The organism is Samsonia erythrinae (genome assembly GCF_004342665.1).
In the GTDB taxonomy this organism is placed as follows: Bacteria; Pseudomonadota; Gammaproteobacteria; order Enterobacterales; family Enterobacteriaceae; genus Samsonia; species Samsonia erythrinae.
The window spans coordinates 37506-61212 of record NZ_SMBY01000012.1 but is presented as its reverse complement, the minus strand read 5'-3'; the positions used below and the strand labels follow the sequence as shown (position 1 = coordinate 61212).

Genomic DNA, 23707 nt, shown 5'->3' with positions numbered 1-23707 from the left:
TATCAAACCAGCACTATCAAACAGGGAACGGACAGCGTGATTCCAGTAGAACGTCATCAACAGATCCTGGCGCTGATCGCCGAGCGCGGCGCGGTAAGCATTAACGAACTGACCGAGCGGCTGGGGGTGTCGCACATGACGGTGCGGCGTGATGTGCAAAAGCTGGAACAGGACGGCCTGCTGCTGAGCGTCTCCGGCGGCGTGCGCTCCCCTGAACGGCTGGCGATTGAGCCGTCGCATCAGGATAAATCCGTGATGTTCAGCCAGCAGAAAGCGGCGATGGGTAAACTGGCGGCACAGCACATTCCGTTGAATAGCTGCATTTATCTGGATGCGGGTACCACGACGCTATCGCTGGCGCGCGAGCTGGCCGAACGCGACGATCTCCTGATTGTCACCAACGATTTCGCCATCGCCGCTTTTCTCATTGAGTCCAGCCAGTGCCGCATGATCCACACCGGCGGCACGCTCTGTAGGGAAAACCGCTCCTGCATCGGGGAAGCGGTGGCGCAGGCGCTGCGTAACCTGTTTATCGACATCGCCTTTATCTCGGCATCCTCATGGAGCCTGCGCGGGCTGTCCACGCCGAACGAAGATAAAGTGGTGGTGAAGCGCGCGGCGGTAGAAGCCAGCAGCAAGTGCGTACTGCTGTGTGACACCTCAAAATATGGCCGTATCGCCACCCATCTCGCCACGCCGCTCAGCGTATTCGACAGCATCATCACCGATGCTGGCCTACCGGCCGCCGCCAAAGAAGCCTTGAGTAAAATGGGGGTCGAGGTGCTGGTGGCGGAGTGAGGGGAGGAGCTCGGGATTATGTTGTTCTGACAATGTACCTGCCAGAATAACACGCCGCCACGGCCAGAATCGCCGTATGCCCTTATACCGCAGCGGCTTCTGCATCGGCGGCATTCTGCATCACCGAGCGGATATAAGAGCACCGCTCCCGTAACACGGTTAGCCCCCCTCGGTCAGCCAGTCCTTCTCGGGAGAGAACAAGGATTTCATCGGAAAAATGGAATGTTGTATAGCGGTGACTGATGCTGAGAATAATGGCTGTGGGAAAACGGCTTTTGATATTTTCTATCACCTTGACCTCATTTATTACATCCAGCGCCGAGGTGACTTCATCCAGAATAATAATATTCGGCTCGCGCAGGAAGAGTCGGGCGAGGGATAAGCGTTGCCGCTGCCCTCCAGACAGGGTTAATCCGCCGTCGCCGATAACCATATCGAGAATATCGGTTCCTTCATCATATTGAAGATCGTCCAGTCTCGCGAAGTTTAAGGCATCGATGAGTTGTGGATCGGACGCACCGGGACAGGCGATTTGCAGATTAAATCGCAGGGTATCCATGAATATTCCGTCATTCTGCGAAACGTGGTAAAGCGTGCCGGCCAGATCTTCTGCTGTCATATTCCTGAGATCCCGGCCGTTGATCCGTATACTTCCGGCTGTCGGGTTGATTTCACCGGCGATTAATTTGGCCAGTGTACTTTTCCCTGAGCCGCTGGTTCCCGTCAGCGTAATAAAACCGGGACCGAAGATGTTCAGGCTAAAATGCTTAATGGTGGGTGAGGCGGCACCCTGATAGTGAAATGTCACGTCGGAGAGCGTAAGCGCGACGGATTCTCCGGCCTGAGGATGTTCAGAAAAGACATGTTCCCGTGGCAGCCTGATGTCCTTAATGAAACCGTTAAGCGACTCTGTGGATTTCATGAGTGCGGTGTACATTGCCCCAATACTTTCCAGCGGTCCAGACAAAAGAATAATATAGGAGGATATCATCACAAAATGCCCCAGAGAAATTTGCTGATGGAGCGCCTGATAAAGTGAAAATAAAAAGGCTGCTCCAAAGAAAAGTACGTTAAGGCAGGATTCGGCAACCAGAAATTTCACATCCTCCCGTAGCAGGCTGGCGTGTTTTCCTTCAATGGTGTTTAATAATGCCTCATAGCGAGCAAACAGAAAAGGATAGGAATTACATGCTCTGGCGGTGCCGATGTTTTTAATGCTATCGGTAATGACGCTATATTTTTTAACCGATGTGCCGTAAAAATCGTTATACAGCATGACGATCTGGCTGTTAAATTTATTTTTGACCAAAAAATAGAGGCCGAAGTAAATGCAGAATAATATTGCTACCACATAACTCTCGTACCAGATAATAACGATAATACTAAAAATTAATTGCAGAAGCGGTGGGAGAAAATTATGTACGGTATTACGTAAAACCGTTGATAATTCATCAGAGGCCTGATTCAGGCGCTGGGTGATATCGCCTGTGTTTTCATTCTCTTTTATTTTGTATCCGTGAAAAATATTTTTCAGATAGTGGTCGCTCAACATGATGACCAGTTTGTTTCTCAGTGATATCATCATGATAATAATTACTGCGGAGGACAGTTTTCTTAGACACATCAGGACGATATAGCTGAGCGCCAGAACCGACAGCGCGACGGAAAGATCTGAGTCAGGTTGTTCGATTACGCTGACCAGTTTGGCCATAATAACCGGCTGGAATGAAATGATGATGGTGGATAAGAATGAGGTTAATGCGATAAAAAAAAACTGTCTCTTAATACTTTGTGATGCGATGCCTCCGAAGTAGGAAATGATAAACGCAATTTTTTTCATGTTATTAATCCAATAATAAATTATGACGCGGGCCCACGTCATAGATATTTTATTTCATCAGAACACTGAGGCTGAAAACCAATCTGAACTAAAATTAGTTTAATCCAAAGATAGGATCAATTTTATCATCCTGAGTATCGGTCATTGTGGTGCTTTTAATTAGGATTAAATCTTTCTCGCTTAACATAAATATTCCTTTTTACTGAAAGTAAACTATAAAGTATGTAATGATATATCACATACTGCTTAGTTCACTCCATCCAATGGCCAGGGAGAGGCAAGTACAATAGAAATGCACCGCGCTATCCCATTCTGAGAAAAGCATAGCTTCTCGCATGCTCAACACATATCCACTACGGGCTGCATGACATAGCTCCGTAAGAGGAATATAATTGTTACTAGAGCGCCCTAGAATAAGATTGAAAATGAACCGTGATAATCTTCCGTTGCCATCAGCCAAAGGATGGATACAAAGAATACTGACAGACGCTACAGTAGCGCAGAATAATGGATTTACCGTTTGATATGTTTTTATAAATTGACGTAGCTTACTTAATTCAGTTATGACCATTGTTGCATTAATATATTCTGTGTAACTACCATCTGGTTCAGGTACTGTCCTGATGTTTTTTGTTCTAATTTTATTTTCCTGTTTTCTGAAATATCCACCAACAGACTCAATAAAGGATAAAAAATTTTCATCACTATATAAAATCGAACTGAGTTCACAGTTCTGGTATTTATAAATATTGACTTCATCTACGCTATATTTTCTATCACTAGAAATAATATTATTATCTATATGGGAACTCAGGCGGTGTTGTAGAACATCTAGCTCATTATTATTAATGTGTTTATTAACATTCTCCAGGAACATCTCATAGCGCCCGGTTTTATTTTTTTCTAAGTGAAGTTTTATCATGCATTCTTGTATTTTTTGATGAGATTCTTCGCTAATATTATGAAGGGAGGGATACAGGCACTGATGAACACGAATGATATTACCGTCGATAATATAATTTTCCATAGGAAATCCTTTTATTCTTTATCCATAACTCCTCATGTTCGTAAATTCTCATTATCGCATTTATTTTTCATGACTAAATCATGTATTTTTTGTGACCTCACTGCGGCTTTGTTGAATAAATCGAACTTTTGCGGAATGGCAGGATCAGATCACGCATCATCCTGACAACACAGGCAATCCCGTGACAAAGCAAAAGTTTAGAATCACCAATGGGAAGACCTACAACAAAGCCCCTCACTGCTTCTATATAATAATCCGTGATGGCTGGGGGGAATGATGCCAGAGACGTGCCGCATAGGAATCATCAACGATCCTAAAACCGTTATCGTTGATGTCATTCGAAAATAGCCTTGAACTGGGTAGTCAGTGCGTTCGAATGCATGATGATGAAACCGGAAACTATCGGATACTCCCTTATTTAGCCATTGTTGTTAAACATCAAAAAAATGGCTCATGGGTTCCATTTGCTGATGCAGGATTCGGATGATAAAAAGATCTTCTTCTCGAATGCGATAGAAAATGGCGTGTTGCCGATGATCGAATCGACGCACACCACAGCTAATGTCAGGATACTCCCTACCTATATAAGGGGAATCCGCTAGCATTATCAACGTGTTATCTAGCGATTCTGTATAATTGTCAGCCTGACTGACTCCATAGTTGATCAATGTGTACTCAAAGATGCCCGCAAAATCTTCTGCTGCAAGATTAGAGAGTTTATACATTCCGTTCGCGCTTCTTTTTGGCTGCAATTTCATGCAGCGTCAGCGAACTTTCTCCACTTTGCTCCCCCGCGGCAATCGCTTTTTTCAGGGCCTCTGTTTTGAATTCCTGTTGTTCAAGAAGGCGAAGCGCTGACCTGATGACTTCACTAGTAGAGCTATAGCGACCGCTATCTATTAATTTGGTGACAAAGTCATCCAGTTGTTCACCGATCGTAATACTTGTCGTTCTAGGCATAAAACCCCCTGTGTTATCTATTAACACAAATAGTAGCATAAAACAGCTTACTTAATAGGCAGCTTTATGACCTCCTTTCTTTGTCACTTTCCTGTCATCTTCCAGTTATTTCTCTGTCATGCGCTCATGTCATGTTGGTTTTCGCCCAAAAAAGGCCGTGATAATGGCGTATTTAATTAATTGCAGGAGACAGGCATGTTCAACAACACGATGCGTAAAACACATGCTATTCGCACCGCCGCAGCGTGTGTGGCATTCGCGCTGATGAGCGCAGGTGCGCAGGCCGCGACCGAAATTCCTTTCTGGCACTCTATGGAAGGCGAGTTAGGGAAAGAAGTGAATTCTCTGGCTGACCGTTTTAATAAAGCACACAGCGACGTAAAAATTGTACCGATCTACAAAGGTAACTACGAACAGAACCTGGCTGCCGGGATTGCGGCCTATCGCGCTGGGAATGCGCCCGCCATTTTGCAGGTCTATGAAGTGGGTACCGCCACCATGATGGCAAGTAAAGCCATCAAGCCGGTCTATGAGGTGTTCAAAGACGCGGGCATTCATTTCGATGAGTCGGTGTTTGTGCCGACCGTCTCTGGTTATTACACCGATGCGAAGAGCGGCCACCTGCTGTCGCAGCCGTTTAATAGCTCTACGCCGGTGCTGTACTACAACAAAGATGCCTTCAAGAAGGCCGGTTTAGATCCTGAGCAGCCGCCGAAAACCTGGCAGCAGATGGCGGAATACACCGCCAAACTGCGTGCAGCCGGGATGAAGTGCGGCTATGCCAGCGGCTGGCAGGGCTGGATTCAGATTGAGAACTTCAGCGCCTGGCATGGCCTGCCGGTTGCGAGCAAAAATAACGGCTTCGACGGCACCGATGCCGTGCTGGAATTCAACAAACCCACGCAGGTTAAACACATTCAGCTATTGCAGGACATGAACAAGAAGGGGGACTTCACCTATTTCGGACGCAAGGATGAGCCGACCGAGAAGTTCTACAACGGCGATTGCGCCATTACAACGGCCTCTTCTGGTTCGCTGGCGGACATCCGTCAACACGCCAAATTCAACTATGGCGTCGGCATGATGCCGTATGACGCCGATGTGAAAGGCGCGCCGCAAAACGCCATTATCGGCGGCGCCAGTCTGTGGGTGATGAACGGCAAAGACGCCGCGACCTACAAAGGCGTGGCGGAGTTTATGCAGTTCCTGGCCGAGCCGGAAAATGCCGCGGAATGGCACCAGAAAACCGGTTATCTGCCGATCACCACGGCGGCGTATGAGCTGACGCAGAAACAGGGCTTCTACGAGAAAAACCCCGGTGCGGATATCGCGACGCGTCAGATGCTGAATAAGCTGCCGTTGCCGTTCACCAAAGGTCTGCGTTTGGGCAACATGCAGCAAATTCGCGCCGTCGTAGATGAAGAATTAGAAAGCGTCTGGACAGGTAAGAAGACGCCACAGCAGGCGTTGGATAGCGCAGTAGAACGCGGCAACGCGCTGCTGCGTCGCTTCGAGCAGTCGACGAAGTAATACGGCGGTTGCCGAGTCATACCGGGCTGAAGGGAATCGGCCTGTTTCTTTTCTGTTTGCCATGAGTTACCGCATGACCTCATCCCGCCCTGTGTTTCGCAGCAGTTGGTTGCCCTATGTGCTGGTGCTGCCTCAACTGTTGATTACCGTGATTTTTTTTATCTGGCCTGCCGGTCAGGCGCTGTGGTATTCGGTGCAGAATCTCGATCCGTTCGGGTTATCCAGCGAGTTCGTCGGCATGGAAAATTTCAGGCAACTGTTCCATGATCCTTACTACCTCGATTCGTTCTATACCACGCTGATCTTCAGCTTTCTGGTCGCCGGGTTTGGCATGTTGATCTCGCTGTTTCTGGCCGCGCTGGTGGACTATGTGATCCGTGCCAGCCGCCTGTATCAGACGTTAATCATCCTGCCCTATGCCGTGGCACCCGCCGTCGCCGCCGTGTTGTGGATGTTCCTGTTTAACCCCGGTCTGGGGCTGATTACCCATTTTCTCGGGCTGCTGGGCTATACGTGGAACCATGCGCAGCATAGCGGTCAGGCGATGTTTTTGGTGGTGCTGGCATCGATCTGGAAACAGATTAGCTATAACTTCTTGTTTTTTCTTGCCGCACTGCAATCGATCCCCCGTTCATTGATGGAGGCGGGCGCGATCGATGGCGCGGGTCCCGTGCGGCGGTTTTTCAATCTGGTGTTGCCGATGATCTCGCCGGTGAGCTTCTTCCTGCTGGTGGTCAATCTGGTGTACGCCTTTTTCGATACCTTCCCGATTATCGATGCCGCGACGGCGGGAGGGCCGGTGCAGTCGACGACCACGCTGATCTACAAAATTTATCGCGAGGGGTTTGCCGGGCTGGATCTGTCCAGTTCGGCGGCGCAGTCGGTGATACTGATGCTGCTGGTGATCGGGCTGACCGTGATTCAGTTCCGGTTTGTTGAGCGGAGGGTGAACTACCAATGAAGGTCAACGGCTCATGATTGAGAATCGTCGCGGGTTAGATATTTTCAGCCACGTTATGCTGATCGTCGGCATTCTCGCCGTACTGTTCCCCCTGTACGTGGGGTTTGTCGCCGCCACGCTGGATAATCAGGCGGTCTTTCAGGCGCCGATGACGCTCATCCCCGGTTCGCACCTGTGGGAAAATCTGCGTTATATCTGGCTGCACGGTGCGGGCAATAACGCGACACCATTCGGACTGATGCTGCTCAACAGCTTCGTGATGGCGCTGGCAATCACGGTGGGCAAAATTACCGTCTCGATCCTGTCCGCTTACGCCATCGTCTATTTCCGTTTTCCGCTGCGCGGCCTGTTCTTCTGGATGATTTTCCTGACGCTCATGTTGCCGGTGGAAGTGCGTATTTTCCCAACGGTGGAAGTGATCGCGCGGCTGGACATGATGGACAGCTACACCGGTTTAACGCTGCCGCTGATGGCCTCGGCGACCGCGACCTTCCTGTTCCGCCAGTTTTTTATGACGCTGCCGGATGAACTGATGGAAGCGGCGCGTATCGACGGCGCCAGCCCGATGCGTTTCTTCTTCGATATGGTGTTGCCGCTGTCGAAAACCAATCTGGCGGCGCTGTTCGTGATCACGTTCATCTACGGCTGGAACCAATACCTGTGGCCGCTGCTGATCATCAGCGATGCCAATTTGGGCACGGCGGTCGCGGGGATAAAAAGCATGATTGCCTCTGGCGATGGCGCGACCCAGTGGAATCAGGTGATGGCCGCGATGCTGCTGACCATGCTGCCGCCGCTGCTGGTGGTGCTGCTGATGCAGCGCTGGTTCGTGCGCGGTCTGGTCGACAGCGAAAAATAAATCGAGACGAATTTCGGAAACGCTTATGGCATGTTTAAAACTTCAGGCCGTCACCAAGTCTTACGATGGCAAAACCCAGGTCATCCGGCCCATCAATCTGGATGTCGCGGACGGCGAGTTCGTTGTGATGGTGGGGCCGTCAGGCTGCGGTAAATCGACGCTGCTGCGTATGGTGGCTGGCCTCGAACGCACCACCAGCGGTGATATATACATTGATAACCAGCGCGTCACCGATCTGGAACCGAAAGATCGCGGTATTGCGATGGTGTTCCAGAACTATGCGCTTTATCCCCATATGAACGTGTTCGACAATATGGCTTACGGCCTGAAAATTCGCGGCTTCGGCAAGGCGCAGATTCGTGAGCGCGTGGAAGACGCGGCGCGCATTCTGGAACTGATGCCGCTGTTGCAACGTAAACCGCGTGAGCTATCGGGCGGCCAGCGCCAGCGCGTGGCGATGGGACGGGCGATTGTACGTGAACCGGCGGTGTTCCTGTTTGATGAACCGCTATCGAATCTGGATGCCAAACTGCGCGTGCAGATGCGGCTGGAATTACAGCAACTGCATCAGCGTCTGAAAACCACCAGCCTGTACGTCACGCACGATCAGGTTGAAGCCATGACGCTGGCGCAGCGCGTCATTGTCATGAACAAAGGCATCGCCGAACAAATCGGCGCGCCGGCGGAGATTTATCGTCGTCCGGCGTCGTTGTTTGTGGCCAGCTTTATTGGTTCACCGGCCATGAACCTGTGGTCGGGGCACATGAGCGATGACGGCTGCCGCTTTGAAATTGGTGAGGATATCGCGCTGGCGCTGCCTGAACCAAAGCCGCAGTGGCGCGGTAAAGCATTGACGCTGGGGGTGCGGCCGGAGCATATTCAGCTGGCGACGCCTGAAACCGGCGGTATCCCGCTGCGGGTCGAGACGCTCGAACTGTTGGGGGCGGATAATTTGGCGCACGGCAAGTGGGGTGGGCAAAACGTGATCGCGCGGCTGTCTTATGAGCATTGCCCCGCCATCGGCTCGACACTCTGGTTGCATTTGCCGACGTCATCATGGCACTTGTTTGATTCGCAAAGCGGATTACGGATGGAATAATGGAAACAATCTGGCCTTACCCGGCGATTGTCGCCCATCGCGGCGGCGGTTCACTGGCACCGGAAAACACGCTGGCGGCAATTGATGTCGGCGCCAGCCTCGGTCACAAGATGATCGAATTTGACGCTAAGCTGTCGCAGGACGGTCAGATTTTCCTTCTGCACGACGACACACTGGAGCGCACCAGCAACGGCCGGGGTATCGCGGGCGAATTACCGTGGGACAAACTGGTCGGGCTGGATGTCGGCGGCTGGTACGCTCAGAAATTTGCCGGTGAACGCCTGCCGCTGCTATCGGAAGTAGCTAAACGCTGCGTGCAGTACGGCATGGCGGCCAATATTGAGATTAAACCCACCACCGGATATGAAGCGGAAACCGGGCGGGTGATTGCGCTGGCGGCCCGTCAGCTGTGGGCGGAACACCCGGTTGCGCCGCTGCTGTCATCGTTCTCTGTCGATGCTCTGGAAGCGGCGCAGCAGGCCGCACCGGAACTGCCGCGCGGGCTGCTGCTGGACGAGTGGGAAGATCATTGGCCGGCGTTAACGCAGCGTCTGGGGTGCGTGTCCATTCACCTGAACCACAAACTGCTGACGCCGGAACGGGTCGCGGCGCTGAAAGCCGCGGGGTTACGCATTCTGGTTTATACCGTCAATCACCCAGAGCGAGCGCAAACTTTGCTGGATTGGGGCGTTGACTGCATCTGCACTGACCGGATAGATTTAATCGGGGCAAGCTTCGCGACCGGCTGAGGTCTGCCTATTGCCGAATGCCGATCGTTTAAGGATCGGGATACCGGGGCTACCACGGTGTGAGCCATCCCTGCGGGAACCTCATCACCGTGTTTCCCCTAAATCCCTGCTTAAGTGACCATCATTCGCTTATTGCCGTATTATTTGGTTGCGGCGGACTCTCTTTCTGACTCGGTGCCGGTGATAAGGAAGTGGCGTCATGCCCGCATTTATTGTTTCGCTTTGGCACCAGATTTTTCTGTCATTACCCCTCTTTGTTCTTATCGCGCTCGGCTACAGCCTGATTCGCTACGGTAAGTGGCCCACCACCGTGACCGACGGCATGACGCGCTTTGTTTTCTCCGTCGCCATGCCTGCGATGCTGTTTCGTCTGATGTCTGATTTCTCCTCGCGTCCGGTGGTGGATGCCCGGTTGTTGATCGCGTTTTTCGGCGGTTGCCTGCTGGTGTTTGTCTTAGGCCGCATTGTGGCGCGCCACGTTTTTCATCTTGATGGCGTATCCGGCTCGCTCTTTGCGCTCAGCGGCATCTTCTCCAATAACGTGATGCTGGGGCTGCCGATCGCCACGCTGATGCTGGGCGAAGAGGCGATCCCGTCGGTTGCGCTGGTGGTGGTGTTTAACGGACTGATTTTGTGGACGCTGGTGACGGTATCGGTAGAGTGGGCGCGTAACGGGGCGCTGTCGCTACAAGGCTTTACCAAAACCGCGCTGGGCGTGCTGAAGAACCCGCTGATTATCGGCATTCTGTCCGGGACGGCGTTCAGCCTGACCGGTCTGCCGCTGCCGTCGTATGTCGATCAGCCGTTGTCCATGCTGGGGCAGATTGCTGCGCCGCTGTCGCTGGTGGCACTGGGGATGGGGTTGGCGGAATACCGCGTGCGTGACGGCTGGCAGATCAGCACGGCGATCTGCGCCATCAAACTGCTGGTGCAGCCGTTGGCGATCTGGGGAATTGCGATAGCGCTCGGTCTGCCGGAAATGGAGACGCGCGCCGTCGTGCTGCTGGGGTCGATGGCGGTGGGCGTCAACGTCTACCTGATGTCGCGCCAGTTCGATGTGCTGGGCGGCCCGGTGGCGTCAAGCCTGCTGCTCTCAACGGCGATGGCGGCGTTAACCACGCCGTTGATTCTGACGCTGATGGGCGTGCGGTTATAGTCAGCCATGCCTGGCTGAGGAAGACTGTGGTTAGGTATTCTGTCAGTGCTATGTAATGTTTGGTGCGCGTTAGTTCTCGTGGTTTTTTGCAACCGTTGCTGCACGCGTCCGACACGGGGCGGCCCCATCGCCGCCGCCCCGTAACCCCTGGCTTTTCGCGGGAAATGTCTTCGTAGGTCAGGGGGTCTGTTGCGTTTGCGGCGGGATGGTTCTCTGCGACCGCTGTAAATCCTTCTGTAACTGCTGCTGGCGCTGTTGCTGCAAGTGCTGGTTACGCTGCTGGAGCTGCTGATTCAACTGCTGTTGCTGCAATTTCTGGCTCTGCTGCATATTTTGCTGCAACTGTTTCTGGCTGCTGATGCCGTTGTCAAACTGCTGCTGAGGCGTTGGCGCTTGCGTCGCGTTGGCGCTCGCCATCATCGGCAGGCAGAACAGGGCCGCACTGGTTAATAATGTCTTATATTGTTTCATTACCCCTCCACTTGGGCATATGCCCGCATTCTGTTCCCATCAGTACATGATTCTGATGGCATTTCTTTAAGTGTAATCGCTACGAATAAAAACGTCGTGCGGAGTCATCTGTATTCCTGTTTGCGCCGGTTTTGGGTCGCTCTGCCGGAATGCGTTATACTACGGCACCCTTTTTTCCTGCGTTGACGTTATCCCATGTTTCACATTGCGCTCTATGAGCCTCAGATTGCGCCGAATACCGGCAATATTATTCGTCTGGCTGCCAACAACGGCTGTACGCTTCATTTGATTGAACCGCTGGGGTTTGATTTTGAAGAGAAAAAGCTACGCCGTGCGGGACTGGATTATCACGATCTGGCGAACGTCAGCCGCCATAAAAATTATCAGGATTTTCTGGCCGCGGTTCCCGGCCAACGCCTTTTCGCCTGCACTACCAAGGGCAGCCGTCCTTATGACCAGCCGACATATCAGCCGGGCGATGTGTTGCTGTTTGGCTCGGAAACGTCGGGCTTGCCAGATGAGATCCGCGACGGCTTCGCGCCGGATTTCCGCATCCGTATTCCGATGCAGTCGGACAGCCGCAGCCTGAATTTGTCGAACGCCGTGGCGATCATCAGCTATGAAGCCTGGCGGCAAAACGGCTTCGGTGGCTGTCGGTAGTCACTCTGTTTGTCGCTGCGTGCGGGGGAGCGTCTTCCGTGGCGGGTTCACCAGAAATACCACGTCCCCGCGATAGTACGGCGATTCGGCAAGGCGTCGTTGCCACTGTTTTTCCCACTTGCCGTTTTGTACCAGCCCTAACCGGAAAGGCAGCGTCAGTTTCATCAAGGCAGGCAGGTAATCGGCGACCTTCGCGACGGTATTGCGCCCCTGATAGGTTTGTACCACCACCTCATCCAGCTTGCCCCGTAAGCGGTTTAGCGCCGAGACATCGCCGGTTTTCGCCCAGTCAAGCAACCCTGTAATACTGAGCCGACAATCGGCAGGCAGGCGTTCGCGTAATTGCGTCAGAAATGCGGCATAGCCCGTTAGTTGATAGCTTTTTGCGTCAAAATCGATCTGAATCCCGATAACCTGATTGCCGTGGCGCTGCCAGTTTTCCCGTAATTTCAGCATCCGCTTCAGATGCTGATCGGAGAGCGTCAGCGTGGTCATGCGAAAAACCAGCCAGATGCGCTTAACGCGTAGCCGGCTGGGGGGAAGCCCCTGACGCAGAAACACGGTTTTACCCTGGCGGCGGGCAATTTCTCCCTGATGCAGGTAGAGCGTCTGCGCACGATGCAGAATCGGTTGTGGGCGCACGGCGGCCCACAGCCAGAAGTCCTGATAGTGTGCCGCGTTAATGCCTGAAGACGCGGGGTTAACGGAAGCGGCCTGCGTACAAAAAGACAGCAGGCAGGCCAGCAGGATTAACGGCGCTACCAGTAATAAGCGAGCTTGTCTGCCCACACGCTGCCTTTATATTGCGTCTTCAACTGGGTAAACCAGGCTTTGCGCGTTTTCTTACTGATGTTCTGTGGGCCGCAGTCGTTATTACCGCTTGGCGCATAGCAATAGACCGCGCGATACAACGCATAGGTTTTGTCTTCAGGTGGTGCTTTCGGATCGGCAATCACCCGCATATAACCATCCAGCCGGCTATATTCGGTGCCGGCGAATTGCGTTGGGGCGTTGGTGAGATCGCTTAGCATGTCATCTTCGCCCCAGTCAAAACCGACGCTATTGCGCGTGCGCAGGAAAAATTCGCCGAGACAGTTAATCGCGCGGGCATCATTCGGGCGCTGATTGAGCGTAGCAACCACCTTATCCAGAGACGGGCACTGATAGCCATTTTCCGTGTCGCTGCCGTCCCAGTCGAACACGGCCAGATCTTCCTTGTTCCAGCTCTGGTTTTCGCTGCTAACCAGCGGGGCAATCTCTTTTCTTAACGGGCTGTCTTTGAGATAGCCGGCATAATCGCCGTGGATCAGCGATTTGGTTAACAACGTATGCAGCGCGATAACCCGCTCTTCGTGGCTGTATTGTGGGCCGGTTTGCTGGCGCAGCAGCTCGGTGCTTGCGCTGGTTTTCAGTACGGCAGAGCGAAAACGCAGATTTTTTACCGGGCTGTCGGCGGCAAAGATGCGCGCTGGTTGCCCTACCTTGACCAGCGTTTCCGCCAGCGCCAGTTGCAGGAATTGGTTTTGGGTATAGTCCATATTCCGCGTTAACAGGTGACGCCAGTGCGCTTCAACCTCATCCCAGCGCGCCAGATGAACCAGTGCCTGACCGCGTAATACTTGCAGACTGAAACGCACGGTATCGGTCAGATTTTCCGCCTGCGTTGCGGGAACGCTATTGACCACGGCGGCATAATCTTGTTGACCATAAAAAAGCTGAGCGGCTTGAAGGTAGCTGTACGCTTCCTGCATGTTGGCTTGCTCAAACAGCGGTTTCTGCGCGGCCAACTCGTCGGTGGATAAGGCGGGTAATGCCAGCCAGCCGTCATTGGCGCGCAAGCGCTTGAGATCCTGCGCCATCGTCAATGGCGCGCTGTCCGGCGCGCTGGTGAACTGGCGATCTTCCAGCAGCTTGTTGTCGATCTCGTCGCTCAATGCAAGAAGTGACTGAGGGGAGTCGGCATTATTCAGCACAGACTGGTAGATTTTGGCTAAGGCTTTGACATCGCCGATGATCCAGTAAGCGCGACGATATAGCCCATTAGCGGATTCGACGTATTGTCCGTTCGGATACTGTTTCAGGTAATCGTCAATATGCTGTATGGCCCGTTGTGCAGCGGTTTTATCGGCTTTACTGGCATCGAACATGTTGTATTCATCCAGCGCGTTTTCCATCGCTTTATTGATCGCCACGCGAATCAGCATATAGCGCGAGGTTTCCGCCACCCACGGCTGCGGCGACGATGTTAATGCCTGAAAGCCGCTTTCCGCCTCGTCGAAGTGGCCCTGATAGAACGCGGCAATCGTGAGCAGGTACTGTTTGAGGCCGCCGGCATGTCCGTCATCCGGTAAACGTTTCAGGTCGGCCGCCAGCGCTTCCTTTGCATCAGGCGCGTTGAGGAGATTCACCCGCTGGTGCGCCAACAGCGTGCGCTGTTCCTCAGTCAATTGCTGGTCTGCCAGCAAAACATCGAAAAACGCTTCCAACGTCGTGAGGTTGTTGGAGATCTGACGACCTTCGTTTTCGTCGGAGGAAAACGTGGAAATCGTGCTCTCAACGGCGAAAGGAAGATTCAACTGCCTTGCCTTATTCAGCGCTGACACGTCAGGCGAGCCTGCCGTGACCTCTTCCCCCGAATCTGACGGAGGTATCGCTTCCGTCGCGGCCACCCCCATGATCCGATAGGCTGTGAAAGGGTTGACGCGTGAGTGCGGCTCGTCGGGTAACGGCTGGGGTAATGGCAATTGAATGCCGTTGAGACTGGCTTGCAGCAAGATCAGATTGGTACGTGTGTCATTCTCTGGTTGCAGGTAAGGCAGGGCGGACATTCCACACTCTGAGTCGGAAAAGCCGCAGACTCCATCACTTGAACTGAATGCCTGAGTGCTCATTAATGCCGTCAGCACGCCAGCCAGCAGCGTTACGCCTTTCATCGTTGGTATCCTTCATTCAACATGAGCCGTGCTTGTTTTCAGCCCGATAAGGGGGAACTCTATGCAACGGCATAGAAAACGCAATGCAGTATAGCGGAGGAAAGATAAACGGAAGGTGACGGACGCGGCATCCAGGGCCCGTACCTACCGCTGGTGCAATGGCAGCCAGATGATCAAGCGTAACCCCCCCAACGGGCTGTCTTCTGCTTTCACCCAGCCTTTGTGCTGCATAATGGCGGTTTCCACAATAGCAAGCCCCAGACCGCTCCCGCCGGATGCGCGGTCACGCGCTTCATCCGTACGATAGAAAGGACGGAAAATTTGTTCACGATCTTCCATGCTCACACCGGGGCCGTCGTCATCTACTTTGATCGTGATGCCCTGATTATCGACCGAGAAGGCGACTTCGATGTGGTGATGAGAATAGCGCAGCGCGTTACGCACGATATTCTCCAACGCGCTGTCGAGGGAGGCCGGGTTGCCAAAGAGCGTCCACGGCCCCGGCGGGTACGGCACTTTTAACGTTTTCCCCATTTGCTCGGCTTCAAAGGCCGCATCGTCCAGTACGTCGCCCCACAGTTCATCTGCACGCAGGAATTCACGGGTTAGCTCATTTTTGTGCTGATTACGTGACAGCTCCAGCAGATCGTTAATCATGCTGTCGAGCCGCTGGGTTTCCGTCTCGATGCGGTTGAGCTCGTTGCCTTCGCCTTGACGCCGACGTAACAGCGCCGTCGCCAACTGCAAACGCGTCAGCGGCGTGCGCAGCTCATGTGAAATGTCTGACAGCAGGCGCTGCTGCGCCGTGACCATGCGCTCCAGCGCGCTGACCATATGGTTAAAGCTGACGCCGGTGGCCTGAAACTCCTGCGGCCCGGATTCCAGCTCAGGGTGCTGGCGTAAATTGCCTTTGGCGACTTCGTCGGCCGCATGCTTGAGCTTGCGCGCGGGCTTCGCCAAACTCCAGGCAAGCCAGAGTAGCAGCGGCGAACTGATGAGCATGGTGAAAAGCAGCAGCAGCAGCGGGCGGTCAAACAACAGACTGATGAAATCGGACTGTGGGCTACTGGTCGGGCGAATCAGGTAGAGTTGGTAGTTGTCTTCGCCATCGCGGATAGAGAAGGGGCCGAGCAGCTCAATGCGGCCGTAGCTTTTCTTTTGCGGATGGTCGGCATTGTCTGACAGCCCGATAAAATTGCGCACGATCTGCATCTCATTTTTTTGTGCGCCCAGAACGCGTCCTTCGCTGGTGACCAGCAGGAGACGTTGCCCCGGCGGAGCCCATTTTTCCAACACCCAAAACAGCCGTAGCCACCAGCGCAGATCGTTGGCCGGGGTATTGGCGAGATCCGCTTCAATGTGTTGTTCCAGCATGATGCCCTGCCGCTGTTCGTTTTCCAGCAGGGCGGTGAGCTGGCGCGAATCCAGCTTGGGCACCATCAGAACCAGCATGAGCACTAACGCCAGCGTTAGCCAGAAAATGGCAAAGATACGGGCGGTCAAACTGCTGATCATGCCGCCGAAACCATCAGATAGCCTCGTCCCCGCAGCGTTTTGAACCAGGGTAAGCCGTCTTTACGTTCAGGTAATTTGCGCCGCAGGTTCGAGATATGCATATCGATAGCGCGGTCAAACGGCGTGAGTCGTTTACCCAGCACTTCCTGACTCAGATGTTCTCGGGAAACAACCTGTCCCAACCGCTGTGCCAGCAGATAGAGCAGCGTAAATTCGGTACCGGTCAGGTCCAGCACGATATCGTCAAAGCTCGCTTCCTGTCGGCCGGGATTCAGACGCAGACCGTCCACTTCCAGCGTTGGGGCGCTGTTTTCTCCCGCCTGCTGCTGATCGGTCCAATTGGAGCGGCGGAGAATCGCCCGAATTCGCGCCACCAGCTCGCGATCGTTGAAGGGTTTCGGCAGATAATCATCCGCGCCCAATTCCAGACCGAGAACCCTGTCCAGTTCGCTGCCGCGGGCGGTCAGCATGATGACCGGCGTCTGATGCTGTTGCCGCAATTCTTTTAAGGTATCGATACCGTTTTTCTTCGGCATCATCACATCGAGTAATAACAGGTCAATCGAGCTGTCCAGCGCGTGTAACGCCTGTTCGCCGTCATAGGCGACAACGACGTTAAAGCCTTCCATTTCGAGCAGTTCCTTCAATAACGAAGTGAGCTCTTTGTCGTCATCAACCAGCAGAATTTTATTCATGGTTTCTCTACCTCCAAGGGCAAAATACGTCATAGATTAGCGCTATTCCATGACTTTACGTAGTTTTACATCCTCTGACGCATGTTTGCAGCAAGATGCGTAGACTCGCGTTCATTGATTCACGAAATGACGCGCCGCTCCGGAGAGTTATTGATGCAAAAGTTCGCAACCTTATCTCTTGTTTCACTGCTTATGCTGGGTTCTGTTACCGCCATTGCAGCAGGGAGTGGGGCGGCTGCCGCGAACGGCTGGCATATCGATGATTCCACCATGAAACGGATATCCGACCAGCAAGGTATGTTCGATGGCGTCAGGCTGACGGAGCAACAGCGCCAGCAAATGCGTGATTTAATGCATCAGGGGCGTCAGGATAAACTGGCGGTGAATGCCGAAGATGTTGAGGCGATGCACAAACTGGTGACGGCGGAAACGTTTGATGAAGCGGCGGTGCGCGCGCAGATCACCCGCATGATGAACCTACAGGTTGAACGTCAGATTCAGATGACCCGAGTGCGTAACCAGATGTATAACCTGCTGACGAAAGAGCAGAAAGAAACCTTAGAAAAGAAGCATAAGCAACGCATGAAAGAGATGCAGCAACAGATATCCCTGTTTCACCAGATGGCCGCGCCGTCCGGGGGGACACACTATTCCGAGTAGTGGGCAGTAAATCGATGCCGTCCAGGTCGATATGTATCAGATACCCATTTTTGTTTTTCCTTGCCATAGACACCATCCCTGTCTTTTCGCCCTCCATGATGGAGGGCTTTTTTTTGGGGCTTTTCCAGATAAATCGTTCAAAACATTGCATGTTAAGCGATTGCAGGCAATTCAAAGTGGTAACGGCAAGAGTGAGTTTTATCTCAACCGAAACATGTTCAATGCCATATCAGACGATGAACGCAAGCTGAAAGCTGTGTTATTTCTATAGCTAAATCGCCATTGCTATAACGGCCTTTGCTGGCACAACTGCGCCGGTTTTTTAATGTCCCATTCGGGAACGACAACCTGTGACGGCTGCGGCTGGTAACAGAGCCTTACAGGCGCATATGAAAAACCGCCGGCTATGCCGGCGGCATATTTTTTATGGTAATGCAATGAATTGTGTATAGGACTTTTCTGTATTTGTTTATAAAATCAGGCCGCAATTAAAAACTAATAGGAGTTAGTATGTCTGACATGGTTTTTTGTCGGGGGTGTGGTAAGGAAATTCATAGCACCGCGAGGGCTTGCCCGCAATGCGGAGCAGCTCAGGGAGTTACCGGCACGAAGAACCGCATTGCCGCCGCTCTATTGGCTTGTTTCCTGGGTGGCTTTGGTGTTCATAAATTTTATTTAGGTAAAATCGGACAAGGATTTTTGTATCTTATTTTTTGTTGGACGTTTATCCCGACACTGGTCGCTTTTATTGAGTTCGTCATTTATCTGTGCAATTCAGATGAAGAGTTTGCAAGGAAGTACGGATAAAGCTCCATGTGAAAAGAAAGTCCGCATCATTGCGGGCTTTTTTACATCGATGTGGTCAATGTGAGGACGTTAAGAGAAATAAATCCTTTTATTTCAAATCAATAAGTGAGGTGTTGCACGCCGCTCCCCCTGTTTTTCCCCATCCATGATGGCGGTTTTTTTTATCTGGAATTCGGCACGAAAAAGTCAGCATAAGGCGAGATGAACGCGTAGAATATAGGCAATATAATATTGCTTATGAGTGTTTCTTCACCTGCATTCGGGTCTGGCGACTTTCTCATAGAAAGCGTGATAACGAATTGATGGCGGACCCTGTATTACATGGTGATGTCATATTTTTTCCGTACCCTTGCTCCACCGCGTTGACCTTTGTTACGGCATAGGCGCGCATTCTTTTATTTTATAACTTTTGATATCAAGATCATGACCCGTTCTCCACGTTCGACCGCCTGGTTGCGTGTCGTCAGTCTTTCTCTGGCGGCATTTATTTTTAACACTGCTGAATTTGTACCCGTCGCGCTGCTGTCCGATATTGCCGCCAGCTTTTCCATGAGCGCGGCGCAGGTTGGGTTGATTATTACAATTTATGCCTGGGTGGTTGGGCTGATGTCGCTACCCTGTATGCTGCTTTCCAGTGATATGGAACGACGCGGTTTGCTGATTAAAATTTTTGTCCTGTTTGCCATCAGCAATGTACTGTCGGGGCTGGCCTGGAATTATTGGATACTGGTGATTGCCCGTATCGGCGTGGCGCTCGCGCATGCGGTCTTTTGGTCTATCACCGCATCATTGGTGGTGCGGCTGGCGCCTGCGGATAAAAAAGCGCAGGCGCTGAGCCTGCTGGCAACTGGCACCGCGCTGGCGATGGTGTTGGGCTTGCCGCTGGGGCGTGTAGTGGGGCAATATCTGGGCTGGCGCGTGACATTTGGCATGATTGGCGTGGTCGCCGCGGCGATTATGCTGGTCATCATGAAGCTATTACCGGTGCTGCCCAGCAGCAATTCCGGTTCGTTGAAGAGCCTGCCGGTCTTGCTTAAACGTCCGGCGCTACTGTGCGTATATGGCCTGACGGTCATGATCGTCACCGCGCATTTCACCGCTTATAGCTACATTGAACCCTTTATTCAGAAAGTCGCGCTGTTGAGTGAAAACTTCACGACGATCCTGTTGCTGATTTTTGGCAGCGCGGGGATTATTGGCAGCATGTTGTTTAGCCGCTATAGCAGCCGGTATCCGGCGGGGTTCCTGATTGTGTCGTTCGCGTTTTTGACGGTGTGTTTGCTGCTGTTATTGCCCCTGTCATTCAGCAGTTGGAGTATCTCGTCGCTGTGTATCATTTGGGGCATCGCCATCATGGCCCTGAGTCTGGGCATGCAGGTCAAGGTATTAACGCTGGCGCCGGATGCGACAGACGTGGCGATGGCGCTTTACTCCGGGATTTATAACGTCGGGATCGGCGGCGGCGCGCTGCTCGGTAATCAGGTGATTACTCATTTGGGGCTGCCTGACATCGGTTTTATTGGCGCGGCGATGGCGATAATTGCGACGCTATGCTGTATTTTTACCTTTGTTCGTTATTCCCCTGTGTTAAAGCATTCGCTGACGAACTGAATCCGGGGAGCGGGTCGAGGCTAACTGTTAGAGGGCGTGATGCATCCACACTATGCGCGTCTGGTGACGCTGGCGGCGGTCAGCGCGACGACCGTGGCGCTGGTCCTGTTCATGATGAAAATGTTTGCCTGGTGGCACACCGGTTCGGTAAGCCTGCTGGCGTCGCTGGTCGATTCGCTGGTGGATATCGCCGCCTCGCTGGTGAACCTGCTGGTGGTACGCTATTCATTACAACCGGCGGATACTGAGCATACGTTCGGCCACGGTAAGGCGGAGTCACTGGCGGCGCTGGCGCAGAGCATGTTTATTTCTGGCTCGGCGCTGTTCCTCATCCTCACCAGCCTGCAACATACGTTGGAGCCGCAGCCGCTCCATGCGCCGGAAGTCGGGGTCGGCGTGACGGTCATCGCGCTGCTGACCACGCTGCTATTGGTGTCATTCCAGCGCTGGGTCGTCAGGCGCACACACAGTCAGGCGGTACGCGCCGATATGCTGCATTATCAGTCCGATTTGTTAATGAATGGCGCGATTCTGGTGGCGCTGATGCTCAGCTGGCAAGGTATAACCCGTGCGGACTCCCTGTTTGCGCTGGCGATTGGCGGGTGTATTTTGTACAGCGCGCTGCGAATGGGGTATGAGGCCGTACAGTCGCTGCTGGATCGCGCGCTGCCGGCGGCGGAACATCAGGCGATTATCGCGCTGATCGCGCAGTGGCCCGGCATCCGCGGCGCTCATGCGCTGCGTACAAGGCAATCCGGACCGACGCGTTTTATTCAACTTCATCTGGAGATGGATGATGCGCTGCCGCTGGTTCAGGCGCATAAAATAGCTGACGATCTGGAGCAGGCATTGCTTAAGCAGTTTCCCGGCGCTGATATTATTATTCATCAGGATCCGGTTTCTGCTGTGCCGGAAAATCAGCGCGGCAGATTGACGGCCTAGCCCGATTGGCTTTTCCACATGTTATGTTAAGAATATGGAGCCATGAAGATTTATGCACGATATAGCCTGACCTGAATCAATTCAGCTTGGGTGTTTGTTATAATATGCTAATAACAGAATAAGACGTTGCCGCCTGTTAATGGCGGCAGTGGATTGACGATAGAAGAATCCTGCGAAATTACATCTACAAGTCCAGAGGTTGTCATGATTAGAAGAATTGGAGTGTTGACGAGCGGTGGCGATGCCCCAGGCATGAATGCGGCAATTCGGGGGGTGGTGCGCGCTGCGCTATCGGAAGGGTTAGAAGTCTTCGGCATTTATGATGGTTATCAGGGCTTGTATGAAGACCGCATGGCGCAGTTGGACCGCTACAGCGTGTCGGATGTGATTAACCGTGGTGGTACGTTCCTTGGTTCGGCGCGTTTCCCGCAGTTTCGCGATGAGGCGGTGCGTCAGGTCTGCGTGGAAAACATGAAGAAACACGATCTGGATGCGCTGGTTGTTATCGGCGGTGACGGTTCCTACATGGGCGCTAAACGACTCACGGAAGTCGGCTTCCCCTGTATCGGTTTGCCTGGCACTATTGATAACGACGTCGCGGGCACTGACTATACGATAGGTTACTTCACGGCGCTGGAAACCGTGCTGGAAGCCATTGACCGCCTGCGTGACACCTCTTCCTCGCATCAGCGTATTTCTATTGTCGAAGTGATGGGGCGCCACTGTGGTGACCTGACGCTGGCGGCGGCGATTGCCGGCGGCTGTGAATTTATCGTCCTGCCGGAAGTGCCGTTCAGCCCGGAAGATCTGGTCTGTGAAATCAAAGCGGGCATCGCGAAAGGCAAAAAGCACGCGATTGTGGCAATCACCGAGTTGGTGTGCGATGTCGACGAGCTGGCGAAGTACATTGAGAAAGAAACCGGGCGCGAAACCCGTGCAACCGTACTCGGTCATATTCAGCGCGGCGGCTCGCCGGTGGCCTATGACCGCATCCTTGCTTCCCGCATGGGGGCTTACGCCATCGAACTCCTGCTCCAGGGCTACGGTGGTCGCTGCGTCGGCATTCAAAACGAGAAAATGGTGCATCACGACATCATTGACGCCATTGAGAATATGAAACGTCCGTTCAAAGGCGATTGGCTGGAGACGGCGAAAAAACTGTTCTGATCTTCTGGCCAACATGACTGCTCTCGCCAAACGGCGGGGGCATTCTCTTGCTATCCCTTATTTTCCCATCTCATTACGTTTGCGCCGACGTGCCTAACCGGTGAACCGATAAAAAGCCGTCTTGTCGCCAAACCTTGCCACAATACGAACTTAATCTTTTTTATCAGCAATAAGCTGCGTGAGCGGGGCGCTGTGATGACGGCCTATTTTCAGGCAAGCACATTGTTCGGTAACGTGATTTTCATATTAAATTAAAAAAAACTGGTGTGAACGCGTACCTTTTTTTAGATTCTACTATTCTTTTAAAATATTTATTTTTCAGCTTTAAATTTCCGAAAGAACTAATGATTTTAAATGATAATAGTTAGGCTGTTATTTGGAAGATAGCACGTCTGTGGCATGTGTGAGACAGCGTTAGATATAAGATCTATTAATTCTATTATTATGCTATTAAAGCGTTTATTTATAATTTCATCTGTATGTGACTCATTGATATCAATGTGGGTGCGTGATTTTTTTTATTTTAAATAAACCATTAAATAGTTAGCGGTGGAACCATTTTCTTACTATTAAATTTCGGCTTCATGAGGAGTACGTAACTTGAATGATAAAATACGGGGTTCTGAAAAAGTCAGTGGCTATCAGTATTTGATCGACTCACTAAGTCGATGGGGAGTATGTAAGTATGCCGGCGTGACAGGCGGTGGCGTCGTACACTTTTTAAAATATATCAATCCCTTTATTAACATGGAATCTAACCCCTCAGAAAATACCTTACTGACCATTGATGAATATAGCGCGGGGTTTTTTCCTATCGGTCACTATTTAGCAACAGGAAAAATAGCGGCAGCGATAGCAACAACCGGCGCTGCGAGTAAGTTACTCGGATGCGGTTTAAGTGATGCAAAACTCCATAATATTCCTTCTGTGTATATATTACCCCTTTCTGCAATCGACGCATATGGTAAAGCGCCGTTGCAGGATACGTCAGAATTTGGCAGTAATATCGTTCATCAACTTCGTAGCGAACTGCCAGATTCAGTATTCGTTCTGGACACGCCCGAACATCTTCCTTCCCAATTAGAAAAAGCACATTATCAATTAAAAAAATCAAAACCCGTTGTTTTTTTCTGGTTCATAGTGCGTTAACTCAAGAGTTCAGTTATTAGGAAAAGAAAGAGGAATGCGTAAATAACGGTTCAAGGTTAGCGGTATCGGAATTTTATGATGTATTCCGGACAAGTGTCACTGACCGACGAATTGTCGT

General features: G+C 52.2%; 23 protein-coding genes. 14 read left to right on the top strand and 9 right to left on the bottom strand.

What is annotated here, in order from left to right; all coding sequences use genetic code 11:
* The first annotated feature begins 36 nt into the window (after positions 1-36).
* On the top strand, positions 37-798 hold the full coding sequence (ygbI, locus tag EDC54_RS15335) for a DNA-binding transcriptional repressor YgbI (RefSeq protein ID WP_132458247.1): 762 nt from the start codon (positions 37-39) through the stop codon (positions 796-798).
* Between the two features lie 82 nt (positions 799-880).
* Here ygbI and EDC54_RS15330 read toward each other — a convergent pair whose 3' ends face one another.
* The 4 genes from EDC54_RS15330 to EDC54_RS15315 form a co-directional block, all read right to left on the bottom strand.
* Positions 881-2638, bottom strand: a complete 1758-nt coding sequence (locus tag EDC54_RS15330) for an ATP-binding cassette domain-containing protein (RefSeq protein WP_132458244.1) — start codon at positions 2636-2638, stop codon at positions 881-883.
* A gap of 235 nt (positions 2639-2873) precedes the next feature.
* Positions 2874-3665 carry a Fic family protein gene (locus EDC54_RS15325; RefSeq protein WP_132458241.1) on the bottom strand — a complete coding sequence of 264 codons (792 nt, stop codon included), beginning with the start codon at positions 3663-3665 and terminating at the stop codon, positions 2874-2876.
* A gap of 431 nt (positions 3666-4096) precedes the next feature.
* On the bottom strand, positions 4097-4390 hold the full coding sequence (locus tag EDC54_RS15320; RefSeq protein WP_132458238.1) for a type II toxin-antitoxin system RelE/ParE family toxin: 294 nt from the start codon (positions 4388-4390) through the stop codon (positions 4097-4099).
* Positions 4383-4625, bottom strand: coding sequence for a type II toxin-antitoxin system ParD family antitoxin (locus tag EDC54_RS15315; protein ID WP_132458235.1), 243 nt, complete (start codon positions 4623-4625; stop codon positions 4383-4385). The genes EDC54_RS15320 and EDC54_RS15315 overlap by 8 nt, the downstream gene beginning before the upstream one ends.
* 195 nt (positions 4626-4820) lie before the next feature.
* Here EDC54_RS15315 and ugpB point away from each other — a divergent pair, with 195 nt between their 5' ends.
* From ugpB to EDC54_RS15285, 6 genes are all read left to right on the top strand, one after another.
* On the top strand, positions 4821-6155 hold the full coding sequence (ugpB, locus tag EDC54_RS15310; protein WP_196238464.1) for a sn-glycerol-3-phosphate ABC transporter substrate-binding protein UgpB: 1335 nt from the start codon (positions 4821-4823) through the stop codon (positions 6153-6155).
* A gap of 73 nt (positions 6156-6228) precedes the next feature.
* Complete coding sequence (gene ugpA, locus EDC54_RS15305) at positions 6229-7116, top strand: sn-glycerol-3-phosphate ABC transporter permease UgpA (protein WP_132458232.1); 888 nt, start codon at positions 6229-6231, stop codon at positions 7114-7116.
* Between the two features lie 13 nt (positions 7117-7129).
* Positions 7130-7975 (top strand): sn-glycerol-3-phosphate ABC transporter permease UgpE, encoded by an 846-nt coding sequence (ugpE, locus tag EDC54_RS15300; protein ID WP_132458229.1) that lies wholly within the window; start codon positions 7130-7132, stop codon positions 7973-7975.
* A 25-nt stretch (positions 7976-8000) separates the two neighbouring features.
* Positions 8001-9074 carry a sn-glycerol-3-phosphate import ATP-binding protein UgpC gene (locus tag EDC54_RS15295; protein WP_132458226.1) on the top strand — a complete coding sequence of 358 codons (1074 nt, stop codon included), beginning with the start codon at positions 8001-8003 and terminating at the stop codon, positions 9072-9074.
* Positions 9074-9823, top strand: a complete 750-nt coding sequence (ugpQ, locus tag EDC54_RS15290) for a glycerophosphodiester phosphodiesterase (RefSeq protein WP_132458224.1) — start codon at positions 9074-9076, stop codon at positions 9821-9823. The genes EDC54_RS15295 and ugpQ overlap by 1 nt, the downstream gene beginning before the upstream one ends.
* A gap of 199 nt (positions 9824-10022) precedes the next feature.
* Complete coding sequence (locus tag EDC54_RS15285) at positions 10023-10979, top strand: AEC family transporter (RefSeq protein ID WP_132458221.1); 957 nt, start codon at positions 10023-10025, stop codon at positions 10977-10979.
* A 177-nt stretch (positions 10980-11156) separates the two neighbouring features.
* Here EDC54_RS15285 and EDC54_RS15280 read toward each other — a convergent pair whose 3' ends face one another.
* A complete protein-coding gene (locus EDC54_RS15280) occupies positions 11157-11450 on the bottom strand; it encodes a hypothetical protein (protein WP_132458218.1) in 294 nt (97 codons plus the stop codon).
* Positions 11451-11645: 195 nt separating this feature from the next.
* Between EDC54_RS15280 and EDC54_RS15275 the strand changes: the two genes are divergently transcribed.
* Entirely contained in the window at positions 11646-12110 is a 465-nt protein-coding gene (locus tag EDC54_RS15275) for a tRNA (cytidine(34)-2'-O)-methyltransferase (protein ID WP_132458216.1), read from the top strand.
* Here EDC54_RS15275 and EDC54_RS15270 read toward each other — a convergent pair whose 3' ends face one another.
* The 4 genes from EDC54_RS15270 to cpxR form a co-directional block, all read right to left on the bottom strand.
* Positions 12111-12899, bottom strand: a complete 789-nt coding sequence (locus EDC54_RS15270) for a DUF3142 domain-containing protein (RefSeq protein ID WP_132458213.1) — start codon at positions 12897-12899, stop codon at positions 12111-12113.
* Positions 12869-15043: a hypothetical protein gene (locus EDC54_RS15265; RefSeq protein ID WP_132458210.1), complete on the bottom strand. Its 2175-nt coding sequence runs from the start codon at positions 15041-15043 to the stop codon at positions 12869-12871. Before EDC54_RS15265 ends, EDC54_RS15270 begins: the two co-directional genes overlap by 31 nt.
* 144 nt (positions 15044-15187) lie before the next feature.
* Entirely contained in the window at positions 15188-16558 is a 1371-nt protein-coding gene (gene cpxA / locus EDC54_RS15260; protein ID WP_132458207.1) for an envelope stress sensor histidine kinase CpxA, read from the bottom strand.
* On the bottom strand, positions 16555-17253 hold the full coding sequence (gene cpxR / locus EDC54_RS15255; protein ID WP_132458204.1) for an envelope stress response regulator transcription factor CpxR: 699 nt from the start codon (positions 17251-17253) through the stop codon (positions 16555-16557). The genes cpxA and cpxR overlap by 4 nt, the downstream gene beginning before the upstream one ends.
* A gap of 153 nt (positions 17254-17406) precedes the next feature.
* Here cpxR and cpxP point away from each other — a divergent pair, with 153 nt between their 5' ends.
* From cpxP to EDC54_RS18115, 6 genes are all read left to right on the top strand, one after another.
* On the top strand, positions 17407-17913 hold the full coding sequence (cpxP, locus tag EDC54_RS15250) for a cell-envelope stress modulator CpxP (RefSeq protein ID WP_132458202.1): 507 nt from the start codon (positions 17407-17409) through the stop codon (positions 17911-17913).
* Positions 17914-18423: 510 nt separating this feature from the next.
* Positions 18424-18720, top strand: coding sequence for a TM2 domain-containing protein (locus tag EDC54_RS15245; protein WP_132458200.1), 297 nt, complete (start codon positions 18424-18426; stop codon positions 18718-18720).
* Between the two features lie 423 nt (positions 18721-19143).
* The gene (locus EDC54_RS15240; protein WP_132458198.1) at positions 19144-20331 is read left to right on the top strand and encodes a sugar transporter; all 1188 of its coding nucleotides are present in this window, start codon (positions 19144-19146) and stop codon (positions 20329-20331) included.
* Positions 20332-20370: 39 nt separating this feature from the next.
* Positions 20371-21273 (top strand): CDF family cation-efflux transporter FieF, encoded by a 903-nt coding sequence (gene fieF / locus EDC54_RS15235; protein ID WP_132458195.1) that lies wholly within the window; start codon positions 20371-20373, stop codon positions 21271-21273.
* A gap of 204 nt (positions 21274-21477) precedes the next feature.
* The gene (gene pfkA, locus EDC54_RS15230; protein ID WP_132458192.1) at positions 21478-22440 is read left to right on the top strand and encodes a 6-phosphofructokinase; all 963 of its coding nucleotides are present in this window, start codon (positions 21478-21480) and stop codon (positions 22438-22440) included.
* A gap of 600 nt (positions 22441-23040) precedes the next feature.
* The gene (locus EDC54_RS18115; protein WP_230514541.1) at positions 23041-23589 is read left to right on the top strand and encodes a thiamine pyrophosphate-binding protein; all 549 of its coding nucleotides are present in this window, start codon (positions 23041-23043) and stop codon (positions 23587-23589) included.
* Positions 23590-23707 lie beyond the last annotated feature (118 nt).

Coding starts and splice junctions, on each gene's coding strand:
- EDC54_RS15330 (WP_132458244.1), bottom strand. CDS start 2,638: ATGAAAAAAATTGCGTTTATCATTTCCTACTTCGGAGGCATCGCATCA.
- EDC54_RS15325 (WP_132458241.1), bottom strand. CDS start 3,665: ATGGAAAATTATATTATCGACGGTAATATCATTCGTGTTCATCAGTGC.
- EDC54_RS15320 (WP_132458238.1), bottom strand. CDS start 4,390: ATGTATAAACTCTCTAATCTTGCAGCAGAAGATTTTGCGGGCATCTTT.
- EDC54_RS15315 (WP_132458235.1), bottom strand. CDS start 4,625: ATGCCTAGAACGACAAGTATTACGATCGGTGAACAACTGGATGACTTT.
- ugpB (WP_196238464.1), top strand. CDS start 4,821: ATGTTCAACAACACGATGCGTAAAACACATGCTATTCGCACCGCCGCA.
- ugpA (WP_132458232.1), top strand. CDS start 6,229: ATGACCTCATCCCGCCCTGTGTTTCGCAGCAGTTGGTTGCCCTATGTG.
- ugpE (WP_132458229.1), top strand. CDS start 7,130: ATGATTGAGAATCGTCGCGGGTTAGATATTTTCAGCCACGTTATGCTG.
- EDC54_RS15295 (WP_132458226.1), top strand. CDS start 8,001: ATGGCATGTTTAAAACTTCAGGCCGTCACCAAGTCTTACGATGGCAAA.
- ugpQ (WP_132458224.1), top strand. CDS start 9,074: ATGGAAACAATCTGGCCTTACCCGGCGATTGTCGCCCATCGCGGCGGC.
- EDC54_RS15285 (WP_132458221.1), top strand. CDS start 10,023: ATGCCCGCATTTATTGTTTCGCTTTGGCACCAGATTTTTCTGTCATTA.
- EDC54_RS15280 (WP_132458218.1), bottom strand. CDS start 11,450: ATGAAACAATATAAGACATTATTAACCAGTGCGGCCCTGTTCTGCCTG.
- EDC54_RS15275 (WP_132458216.1), top strand. CDS start 11,646: ATGTTTCACATTGCGCTCTATGAGCCTCAGATTGCGCCGAATACCGGC.
- EDC54_RS15265 (WP_132458210.1), bottom strand. CDS start 15,043: ATGAAAGGCGTAACGCTGCTGGCTGGCGTGCTGACGGCATTAATGAGC.
- cpxA (WP_132458207.1), bottom strand. CDS start 16,558: ATGATCAGCAGTTTGACCGCCCGTATCTTTGCCATTTTCTGGCTAACG.
- cpxR (WP_132458204.1), bottom strand. CDS start 17,253: ATGAATAAAATTCTGCTGGTTGATGACGACAAAGAGCTCACTTCGTTA.
- cpxP (WP_132458202.1), top strand. CDS start 17,407: ATGCAAAAGTTCGCAACCTTATCTCTTGTTTCACTGCTTATGCTGGGT.
- EDC54_RS15245 (WP_132458200.1), top strand. CDS start 18,424: ATGTCTGACATGGTTTTTTGTCGGGGGTGTGGTAAGGAAATTCATAGC.
- EDC54_RS15240 (WP_132458198.1), top strand. CDS start 19,144: ATGACCCGTTCTCCACGTTCGACCGCCTGGTTGCGTGTCGTCAGTCTT.
- fieF (WP_132458195.1), top strand. CDS start 20,371: ATGCATCCACACTATGCGCGTCTGGTGACGCTGGCGGCGGTCAGCGCG.
- pfkA (WP_132458192.1), top strand. CDS start 21,478: ATGATTAGAAGAATTGGAGTGTTGACGAGCGGTGGCGATGCCCCAGGC.